Here is a 10,776-nt window from a genome sequence, read left to right on the forward strand (position 1 = left end):
GCGCGTCGTGCTCGACGCGTACGAGGATCCCGGCACACCCGACAGCCGGGGTCCGGCCCGCTACCTGTGGTGGCTGGTGCGCAGCCAGCCGGGCCGCTCTGCCGCGGGGACGCTGTTCGGGATCGTGTCGCTGGCGCTGCCCGCGGTGGTGCCGTACCTGCTGGCCCGCGCGATCGACGACGGACTGGAACCCGGCGACCGGGCGGCGCTGTTCGGCTGGGCGGCGGCGGTGCTGGCGGCCGGCGCGCTCGACGCCTGGCTGAACACCGCCCGGCACCGCACGATGACCCGGGTCCGGATGGACGCCAACTTCCGCACGGTCAAAGTGGTGGTCGGCCAGGCGGTCCGGCTCGGTGCCTCGCTGCGCCGGCAGGTCGCGGCCGGGGAGGTCGTCACGATCGGCGTGGGCGACGTGCAGACCGTCGCCACCGCCCTGACGGTCATCGGGCCGGGCGTCGGCGCGGTCGTCGCCTACGGTGTCGTCGCCGCGCTGCTGCTCTCGGTGTCGCCGCTGCTGGCCGCGGTGGTGCTGCTGGGGGTGCCGGTGACCGGGCTCCTGGCCGGGCCGCTGATGGGCCGTCTCCAGGGCACCGAGACGGCGTACCGGGAGGCGCAGGGCGCGCTGACGGCGCGCATCGGCGACATGGCGGGCGGGCTGCGGGTGCTGGGCGGGCTCGGCGGCAAGGAGCTGGTCGCCGGGGCCTTCCGCCGGGACTCGCGACGGCTGCGCGACGAGGGGTACCGGGTCGGCGCGGTGACCAGCTGGATCCAGGCGCTGGGCCTCGGTCTGCCGACGGTCTTCCTGGCCGTGGTGACCTGGCTCGCGGCCCGGCTGGTGGCCCAGGGGACGATCAGCGTGGGCGAACTGGTGTCGGTCTACGGCTATGTGGCGGTGCTGGTGGTGCCGGTGGCGTACTTCCTGGAATTCGGCCAGCAGGTCGGCCGGGGCCTGGTGGCCGCGCGCCGGGTCGTACGGTTCCTGCGGCTCGACCCGCTGGACGGCGAGGGGACGCTCGACGCCCCGGCCGAGCCGTCCGCGCTGCACGACCCGGAGTCGGGCGTACGGGTGCTGCCGGGGCGGCTGACCGCGCTCGCCTGCGAACGGCCCGCCGACGCGGCGGAGATCGTCGACCGGCTCGGGCGGTACACGCCCTCGGACGCGACCTGGGGCGAGCTGCGGCTGGACGAGATCGCGCTCGCCCAGGTGCGCGAGCGCGTCCTCGTCGCGGACCACGAGGCCGACCTGTTCGCGGGGACCCTGCGCGAGGTCGTCCTCGGGCGGCGGACCGACGCCGGGGACGACGTCGTCGCGCGGGCCGTGCGCGCCGCCGTGGCCGACGACGTCGTGCGGGGGCTGCCGGACGGGCTCGACTCGCGGATCGACGCCCAGGGCCGCAACCTCTCCGGTGGTCAGCGGCAGCGGGTGCGGCTGGCGCGGGCGCTGCTGGCCGACCCCGAGGTGCTGCTCGCGGTGGAGCCGACGTCCGCGCTGGACGCGCACACCGAGGCGGCGGTGGCGCGGCGGCTGCGGGAGACCCGCGAGGGCCGCACGACCGTCGTCACCACCACCTCGCCGCTGGTGCTGGACCGGGCGGACACCGTGTACTTCGTGGTGGACGGCAAGGTCGAGGCCAGTGGGACCCATGGAGGGCTGCTGGACCACGCGCCCGCGTACCGGGCACTGGTGGCCCGCGACACGGAGACCGGCGCGGACGGCGGGTCCGCCCGTGCCGACGCCGGCGCCGGCGCCGAGGAGGCCCTGCGATGACTTCCGGGCATGTGCCGGACGCGACGGCGGACCGGGAGGGCCGGCTGCCGATCGCCGGGCCCGCCGAGGTGCGGCGGGCCATGACCGGGCTGGTCCGGGCCGACGGGCGGGTCTTCGCCTCCGTGCTGGCGGTGAACGCGCTGGCCGCCGGGGCCGGGCTGGCCGGTCCCTGGCTGCTGGGGACGATCATCAACGAGGTCCGGGCGGGCGCCGGCGTGGACGTCGTCGACCGGCTGGCGCTCGCGCTCATCGGGTGCGCGCTGGCGCAGTTGCTGCTGTCGCGGTGGGCGCGCTACGCGGGGCACCGGTTCGGGGAGCGGACGCTCGCGCGGATCCGGGAGCGGTTCGTCGACCGGGCGCTGGCGCTGCCCGCCTCGGTCGTGGAGCGGGCCGGCACCGGGGATCTGACGGCCCGGGGCACCGCGGACGTCACCGCCGTCGGCACGACCTTGCGGGACGCCGGTCCCGCGCTGCTCATCGCCTCGTTGCAGGTGCTGTTCCTGTTCGGCGCGGTGCTCGCGCTGGACCCGCTGCTGGGCTGCTGCGCGCTGCTGGGCTGGCTCGGCATCTGGTTCCCGCTGCGCTGGTACATGCGCCGGGCGCGCTCCGCCTACCTCGACGAGGGCGCGGCCACCTCGGACGTCGCGGAGGTCCTCGCGGCCACGGCGGCCGGCGCCCGCACGATCGAGGCGTTCGGGCTGCGGCGGCGCCGGATCGAGGCGAGCCGGGACGCGCTGGCACAGGCGCGTCGCACCCGGCTGCACACCCTCGGCCTGCGCAGCGTGTTCTTCCCGGCGGCGGACTTCGCCTACGCCTTCCCGGTGGTGGGCGTGCTGCTGGTCGGCGGCTTCCTGCACGAGCGGGGGACGGTGAGCCTGGGGGCGGTGGTGGCGGCCGCGCTGTATCTGCGGCAGGTGACCGAGCCGCTGGACACGATCCTGATCCGGGTCGAGCAGTTGCAGATGAGCAACGCGTCCTTCGCCCGCGTGGAGGGCCTGGCGCTCGCGCCCCGGTCGGCTCCGGCCGACTCCCCCGACCCGGACGGCGACCGCATCGACGTGACCGGCGTGCGCTACTCCTACGACCGGGGCGGCGAGGTCCTGCGCGGCGTCGACCTGACGATCCGGCCCGGGGAGCGGCTCGCGGTCGTCGGCCCGTCCGGTGCGGGCAAGTCGACGCTGAGCAGGCTGCTGGCCGGCGTCGACGCGCCGGGCGCGGGCAGCGTGACGGTGGGCGGGGTGCCGGTCGCGGGTCTCGGGCCGGAGCGGCTGCGCCGCCAGGTCGCGCTGGTGACGCAGGAGCACCATGTGTTCCTGGGGACGGTCCGCGACAACCTCCTGATCGCCGAGCCGACCGCCACGGACGCGCGGTTGTGGGCCGCCCTCACCTCGGTCGGCGCGGACGCCTGGGTGCGCGCGCTGCCCGGCGGCCTCGACGCGGAGCTGGGCACGGAGGGGGCCCGCACCGACGGCTCGCAGGCCCAGCAACTGGCCCTCGCCCGCGTGGTGCTGGCCGACCCACACACGCTGATCCTCGACGAGGCCACCGCCCTGCTCGACCCGGCGACCGCCCGGCACACCGAGCGCGCCCTTGCCGCCGTCCTGCGGGGCCGTACGGTCATCGCGATCGCGCACCGGCTGCACACCGCGCACGACGCGGACCGGGTGGCGGTGATGGAGTCCGGGCAGATCACCGAACTCGGCACGCACGACGAGCTGGTGGCGGCGGACGGCGCGTACGCGCGGCTGTGGCGGACCTGGCACGGGGAGCCGACCGGGTAAGCACCGCCCCTCGGTCCGGCAAAGAACTGTCCAAGTCGGTCGAAAAACGGTCCTGTTCGTATACCGAACGCGAACTCCCGGACAACGGACCGTTTCCGGCCAAACTTTTGACGCGCTCCTGACAGGTGATGCCGGTGGTGTCACGCTTCTCACGGCCACTCCACAGCAACCCCACCTCCCTGCCGCTGTGATGTTCCCGTGGCCGTGTGCACCTGGTTTCGCGTTCTGCCCGGACGGCCTGTTCGCCGTCCGGCTCCCCTGGCCGCGTGACCCGCGGCCACGCAGAAGGAGTCAGTGTTGAAGAGCAGTTCCTCATCGAGCAACGGTTCCTCCCACAGACGCACCCCCCGCGTCGCGGCCGTCGCCCTCGTCGGCGTCGCCGCGTTCCTCGCCGCAGCCGTGCAGTCGGGCGCCGCGGCGGCCCCGGCGGACAAGGCGCCGTCGGCGTCGGCGAAGGCCGACCCGGGCTCCCTGCCCGTCAAGCTCACTCCGGCCCAGCGCGCGGCGCTGATCCGCGAGGCCGACGCCGGCAAGGCGGCCACGGCACGGGAGCTCAGCCTGGGTTCCCAGGAGAAGCTCGTCGTCCGGGACGTCGCCAAGGACGTCGACGGCACGGTCCACACCCGCTACGAGCGGACCTACGCCGGCCTGCCGGTCCTCGGTGGTGATCTGGTCGTCGAGACGTCGAAGGCCGGCGCGACCGAGAGCGTCACCAAGGCCACCCGCGCCACCATCGAGGTGCCCTCGCTCAAGCCCGCGATCGCCGGGGCACGGGCGGAACGCCAGGCGCTGGCCGCCGCCCGCGCCGAGGACGCCAAGAGCCCCGCCGTCAGCGGCGAGCCCCGCAAGGTCGTCTGGGCCGCGAACGGCGAGCCGGTCCTCGCCTACGAGACGGTCGTCGGCGGACTCCAGCACGACGGCACCCCGCAGGAACTGCACGTCGTCACCGACGCCGGCACCGGCGCGAAGCTCTTCGAGTGGCAGGCGGTCCGGAACGGCACCGGGCACACGGTCTACAGCGGCACGGTCCCGCTCACCACGACCCAGTCCGGCTCGACGTACAACCTCACCGACGGGGCCCGCGGCAACCACCGCACGTACAACCTGAACCGCGGCACCTCCGGCACCGGCACGCTCTTCTCCGGCCCGGACGACGTCTGGGGCAACGGCCTCGCGTCCAACGCGGAGTCGGCCGGCGCCGACGCCCACTACGGGGCGGCGCTGACCTGGGACTACTACAAGAGCGTGCACGGCCGCAACGGCATCCGCGGCGACGGCGTCGGCGCCTACTCGCGGGTCCACTACGGCAACAACTACGTCAACGCCTTCTGGTCGGACAGCTGCTTCTGCATGACCTACGGCGACGGCTCGGGCAACACCAACCCGCTGACCTCGATCGACGTGGCCGCCCACGAGATGACCCACGGTCTGACCTCGGCCACCGCGGGCCTCATCTACAGCGGCGAGTCCGGCGGTCTGAACGAGGCGACCTCCGACATCCTCGGCGCGGCCGTGGAGTTCTACGCCAACAACTCCTCCGACGTGGGCGACTACCTCATCGGCGAGGAGATCAACATCAACGGCGACGGCACGCCGCTGCGTTACATGGACAAGCCGAGCAAGGACGGCGCGTCGAAGGACAACTGGTACTCGGGCATCGGCTCGATCGACGTCCACTACTCGTCCGGCCCCGCGAACCACTTCTTCTACCTGCTGAGCGAGGGCAGCGGCGCCAAGGTCGTCAACGGCGTCAGCTACGACTCGCCGACCGCGGACGGCCTTCCGGTGACCGGCATCGGCCGGGCCAAGGCCGAGCAGATCTGGTTCAAGGCGCTCACCACGAAGTTCACGTCCACCACCAACTACGCGGCGGCGCGCACCGGCACGCTGGCGGTCGCCGGCGAGCTGTACGGCACGACGAGCACCGAGTACAAGGCGGTGCAGGACGCCTGGGCGGGCGTCGCCGTCGGCTCGCGTCCCGGCGTCCCGGGCGGCACCACCTTCGAGAACACCACCGACGTCTCCATCCCGGACAACGGGGCGGCCGTGACGTCGTCGGTCACCGTGACCGGGCGGACGGGCAACGCCCCGGCCAACCTCCAGGTCGGCGTGGACATCGTGCACACCTGGCGCGGTGACCTGGTCATCGACCTGCTGGCCCCCGACGGGACAGCCTACCGTCTGAAGAACTTCAGTTCCTCGGACTCGGCGGACAACGTCCAGGCCACCTACACCGTCAACGCCTCCTCCGAGGTCGCCAACGGCGTCTGGCGGCTCCGGGTGCAGGACCAGGCGGCGCAGGACACCGGCTACATCAACAGCTGGAAGGTGACGTTCCCGTAAGCGTGTCCATGACGGCGGCACCCGGCGGGCGGTCGACGCCGGGTGCCGCCCTACTCTTGGCCGCATGTCGTTCACGTACGAGGATGTCGGCGCGACCCGCGAGACGGGTTTCTGCCCGCCCGGCTTCCACCCCCTGCAGATACGCACCCGCATCGGCGAGGGCGAGCGGGTCTTCCGCCGGGCCACCGACGCCGTGAGCACCTGGGAGATGCACCGCGCGGCCGGACTGGGCGTCGAGGCCGCCGCGGACCGCGCCGCCCCCGGCGTCGACGTCACCGTCACCTTCGCCGGGCTGATAAAGGCGCCCTGCCGCGTCGTCTGGACGGTCGCCGAGTACCGCCGCGCCGGCTGGGCCTACGGCACCCTGACCGGCCACCCGGAGTGCGGCGAGGAGGCCTTCGTGGTGGAGCGGACCGGGGACGGCACGGTGTGGCTGACGGTGTCGGCGTTCAGCCGCGCCGCGAAGTGGTACGTCCGGGCGGGCGGCCCGGCGAACCGGGGGCTGCAGTCGGCGTACGCGAGGCGCTGCGGGAAGGTGCTCCGCCGGATCTGCGAGCCGGAGAACGAGTACTGAGGCCCTGGGGCTCCTGCCCTTCCCGCAGCGACACCCGGCGCGTCAGCGCAGCAGCACCCCCGCCCCCTCCGCCCCTTCCACCACGTCCTCGGACGGCACCTCCACCAGCCCCAGCTCCGCGCCGGTCGCCAGCAGCCGGTGCGCCGGCAGGATCCGCACCGTGTAGCCGTACGGTCCCGTCCGGTCCAGGGCCAGCGGGCCCTCGTACATCCAGCGCCCTTCGAGGTCCGGTCCGCCCGCCGGTTTCAGCGGGACCACGGTGGCGTCGGCGATGCGGTCCTCCGGGTCCACCCGGCCGGAGACCGCCTGGACCTCCACGTCGTCGGGGGCGAGGTCACCGAGGGCGACCCGGACATGGAGGGTGAGGGTCGAGCCGAGTTCGGCCGTCGCCGTCGTCGCGGACGTCTCGACGTGGTCGACCCTCACCCCGTGCCAGGACCGGCGCACCCGCGACTTCCACTCGGCCAGCTCGCGGGCCGCGTCCGGCACCATCGTGCGGTGGGCGCGGGCCGCGGGGGCGTACAGCCGCTCGACGTACTCGCCGACCATGCGGCCCGCCAGCACCTTCGGGCCGAGCAGCATGAGCGTCTGGCGGACCATCTCGATCCAGCGGTCGGGCAGCCCGCCGGTGCCCCGCTCGTAGAAGCGGGGGGTGATCCGCTGTTCGAGCAGGTCGTACAGCGCCGCCGCCTCGATGGCGTCCCGGCGGTCGGGGTCCGTGCCCGCGCCGTCCGCGGTGGGGATCGCCCAGCCGAAGTCGGGCTGGAACCACTCGTCCCACCAGCCGTCCAGCACGGAGAGGTTGAGACAGCCGTTGAGCGCCGCCTTCATCCCGCTGGTGCCGCACGCCTCCAGGGGGCGCAGGGGGTTGTTCAGCCAGATGTCGCAGCCGGGGTAGAGCTTCTGCGCCATCGCCATGCCGTAGTCGGGCAGGAAGACGATCCGGTGCCGCACCCGCGGGTCGTCGGCGAACCGGACCAGCTCCTGGATCAGCCGCTTGCCGCCGTCGTCGGCCGGGTGCGCCTTGCCCGCGACGACGATCTGGACCGGCCGCTCCCGGTGCAGCATCAGCTCCATCAGCCGGTCACGGTCCCGCAGCATCAGCGTCAGACGCTTGTACGACGGGACGCGCCGCGCGAACCCGATGGTGAGCACGTCGGGGTCGAGCACACCGTCGATCCAGCCCAGCTCGGCCGTCCCCGCCCCGCGCTGCCGCCAGGAGGCCCGCAGCCGCTCCCGCACCTCCGTCACCAGCTGTTCGCGCAGAGTGCGGCGCAGCTCCCAGATGTCCTGGGCGGGGATGTCGGCGACGGCGTCCCAGCGGTCCCCGCCGGCGCCGGTGAAGGCGTCCTCGGCACGCTGGGCGCCCACCTGCCGGGCCCCGAGCCGGAACACCTCGGGGGCGATCCAGGTCGGCGCGTGCACCCCGTTGGTGACGGAGGTGATCGGCACCTCGTCGGGGTCGAAGCCGGGCCAGAGCCCGGAGAACATCCCCCGGCTGACGCCGCCGTGCAGCAGGGAGACGCCGTTGGCGCGCTGGGCCAGCCGCAGCCCCATCACGGCCATGTTGAACAGGTTGGGCTCCCCGCCCGGGTAGGTCTCCATACCGAGCCGCAGGACGCGCTCGACGTCGATGCGGGCGAGCTCGGCGTCGGGCCCGAAGTGCCGGGCGACCAGCTCGCGGTCGAAGCGGTCGATGCCGGCGGGGACGGGGGTGTGCGTGGTGAAGACGGTGCCGGCGCGGACCGTCTCCAGGCCCGAGTCGAAGTCGAGCCCGGCGTCGCAGAGTTCGGCGATCCGCTCCAGGCCGAGGAACCCGGCGTGCCCCTCGTTGGTGTGGAAGACCTCCGGCTCGGGATGCCCGGTGAGCCGGCAGTACGTCCGCACGGCCCGCACACCTCCTATGCCCAGCAGCATCTCCTGCAGCAGCCGGTGCTCACTGCCGCCGCCGTACAGCCGGTCGGTCACGCCCCGTTCGCCGAGGTCGTTCTCCTCGACGTCCGAGTCGAGCATCAGCAGCGGCACCCGGCCGACCTGGGCCAGCCAGATCCGGGCGCGCAGCTGCCGCCCGCCGGGGAGGGCGAGGGCGACGTGGGCCGGTGTGCCGTCCGCCTCCTTGAGCAGGGCGACGGGCAGCTCGTTGGGGTCGAGGACGGGGTAGTGCTCCTGCTGCCAGCCGTCCCGGGAGAGGGTCTGGCGGAAGTAGCCGTGCCGGTAGAGCAGCCCCACCCCGATCAGCGGTACACCGAGGTCGCTGGCCGCCTTGAGATGGTCGCCCGCGAGGATGCCGAGGCCGCCGGAGTACTGCGGCAGGGCCGCCGTGATGCCGAACTCCGGGGAGAAGTAGGCGACGGCGGCGGGCAGGTCACCGGGCTGGGCCTGGTACCAGCGGTCGCCCGTGACGTAGTCGGCGAGGTCACCGGCGACGGTGGTCAGCCGGCGCAGGAAGCGGCGGTCCTCGGCCAGCTCGGCCAGCCGCGCGGCCGGGACGCTGCCCAGCAGCCGCACCGGGTCGTGACCCGAGGCGGCCCAGCGCTCCGGATCGACGGACTGGAACAGCTCGCGCGTCTCCGTGTGCCAGGACCAGCGCAGATTCCGCGCGAGATCGCTGAGCGGCCGGAGGCGCTCGGGGAGAACGGGTCGGACGGTGAATCGACGGATCGCCTTCACATTCCACCTCGTCAGCATGCGGAGAAGGACGCACAGCGGTGTGCGTCCCGTCATCGATATCGACGGTAGTGGTTACCCGGCGTCGTCGTGGCCGACTCCGGGCGCGCCCCTGGAACGACCTTCATCATCCCCCGATGGGCGATATGGCCGATTCCGCACGCAGAAGCGCCCTTGTGGTGGTTCACCCCGCACGAGAAGCCGCCGGACGACGTACCGCCGGCGCGTCCGCGCGGCGGACGGCGAGGGGGCCGGAAGGGGGACGCGGAGGATGGCGTGGACGCGTTCACGGCGTCCGCGCCGGGTGGGGTGTCTGACCGCGGTGGCGTGTGCCGTGGCCGTCCCGGCCGGGGGCCCAGCCGCACCGGAAGGACGGGGGGCCGGGGCCGGCGCGCCCGGCTCCGTCGGCGGCAGCTATGTGGTCACGCTCAAGGGGACACGAGGGCCTCCTCGGCGGACGGAAGGCGAATCGCCGCTGAGTACGGGGTGGGAATCAGCCATGTTTGCGGCAGGGCGCTGAACGGGTTCCCCGTCCGGCCCGACGAGGGACGGGCGGCCGACCCGAGGGTCGCCTCCGTGGTCCAGGACACCCGGGTGACCGCCGGATCCACCCCGAAGGACCCGCCGTCCTGCCACGCCCGCGCAGGTCTCCAGGGCGCTGACGGGCGGGCGCCGTCCCCCGGGGGAATCCCGGCGCGGGGTCCCGGTTCACTGGACCAACTTCTTCAAGTACCCCGGTCGTAATGGCGCATTCGAGCCCTGCCGCGAGCATCGGCCCCGTTCGTCCGGAACGAGGCCGGTCTTGTGCGTAGACAAACGCGCGGGTAGTTAACAAAGTGCCGGATTGCCCACCCGAACAGGGTGGGAAGGCTCCTGCGGTACGCCCCACAGGCACACCCGCGCACAACCCACCTCCCCACCAGCCATCCGCCCACCCAGTTGACGCGGAACGGAGCGGTGATGCCCGCAACGCACCACTCGTCAGCACCTCCGACAACCAGCACCGAGGGCACGGGGGCACCCCCTTCGCGCCCGGCCGACGCCGGACCGCCCGCTCCGGAGCCCCCCTCCGAGAGCGAGTCCACCGCCGTCGGGCGCATACCGGTCCTCGACGTCCGCCCGGTCGTCCAGCACGGGCGCCGGCCCGCGAAGGCCGTGACCGGCGAGACGTTCCAGATCTCCGCCACCGTCTTCCGCGAGGGACATGACGCGGTGGCCGCCGACGTCGTGCTGAGGGATCCGGACGGCCTGCCCGGCCCCTGGACGCCGATGCGTGAACTGGCGCCCGGCACCGACCGCTGGGGCGCCACCGTCACCGCCGGCCGGGCCGGCCTGTGGACGTACACCGTGGAGGCGTGGGGAGACCCTGTCAGCACCTGGCGCCACCACGCCCAGATCAAGATTCCCGCGGGGATCGACACGGAACTGGTCCTGGAGGAGGGCGCGCTGCTGCACGAGCGCGCCGCCGAGGGGACCCGCGAGGGGGAGCGGTCCACGCTGCTCACCGCCGTCGCCGCGCTGCGCGACGCGTCCCGTCCCGCCGCCTCGCGCCTCGCGGCGGCGTTGACGCCCGAGGTGGACGGGGTGCTCGCGCGGTATCCGCTGCGGGAGTTGGTGACCGCGTCGGAGCCGCTGCCGCTGCT

At 73.8% G+C, this 10,776-nt stretch carries 6 protein-coding genes; 5 read left to right on the forward strand and 1 reads right to left on the reverse strand.

What is annotated here, in order from left to right:
* Positions 1–7: 7 nt before the first annotated feature.
* The 4 genes from ACWCPM_RS32065 to ACWCPM_RS32080 all read left to right on the forward strand — a co-directional run bounded on the left by ACWCPM_RS32065 (position 8) and on the right by ACWCPM_RS32080 (position 6,466).
* Entirely contained in the window at positions 8–1,768 is a 1,761-nt protein-coding gene (locus ACWCPM_RS32065; RefSeq protein ID WP_450979778.1) for an ABC transporter transmembrane domain-containing protein, read from the forward strand.
* Positions 1,765–3,549 (forward strand): ABC transporter ATP-binding protein, encoded by a 1,785-nt coding sequence (locus ACWCPM_RS32070; RefSeq protein ID WP_450979779.1) that lies wholly within the window; start codon positions 1,765–1,767, stop codon positions 3,547–3,549. Before ACWCPM_RS32065 ends, ACWCPM_RS32070 begins: the two co-directional genes overlap by 4 nt.
* 294 nt (positions 3,550–3,843) lie before the next feature.
* A complete protein-coding gene (locus tag ACWCPM_RS32075) occupies positions 3,844–5,892 on the forward strand; it encodes a M4 family metallopeptidase (RefSeq protein ID WP_450979780.1) in 2,049 nt (682 codons plus the stop codon).
* Between the two features lie 64 nt (positions 5,893–5,956).
* Positions 5,957–6,466 carry a DUF1990 family protein gene (locus ACWCPM_RS32080; protein WP_450979781.1) on the forward strand — a complete coding sequence of 170 codons (510 nt, stop codon included), beginning with the start codon at positions 5,957–5,959 and terminating at the stop codon, positions 6,464–6,466.
* Between the two features lie 42 nt (positions 6,467–6,508).
* Here the strand turns inward: ACWCPM_RS32080 and ACWCPM_RS32085 are convergent, their stop codons facing one another.
* Positions 6,509–9,136, reverse strand: a complete 2,628-nt coding sequence (locus ACWCPM_RS32085) for a glycosyltransferase family 1 protein (protein WP_450979783.1) — start codon at positions 9,134–9,136, stop codon at positions 6,509–6,511.
* A 957-nt stretch (positions 9,137–10,093) separates the two neighbouring features.
* Here ACWCPM_RS32085 and ACWCPM_RS32090 point away from each other — a divergent pair.
* A partial coding sequence (locus ACWCPM_RS32090; protein WP_450979782.1) for a maltotransferase domain-containing protein occupies positions 10,094–10,776 on the forward strand: 683 nt, incomplete at its 3' end.

The organism is Streptomyces sp. NPDC002309, assembly GCF_053593375.1.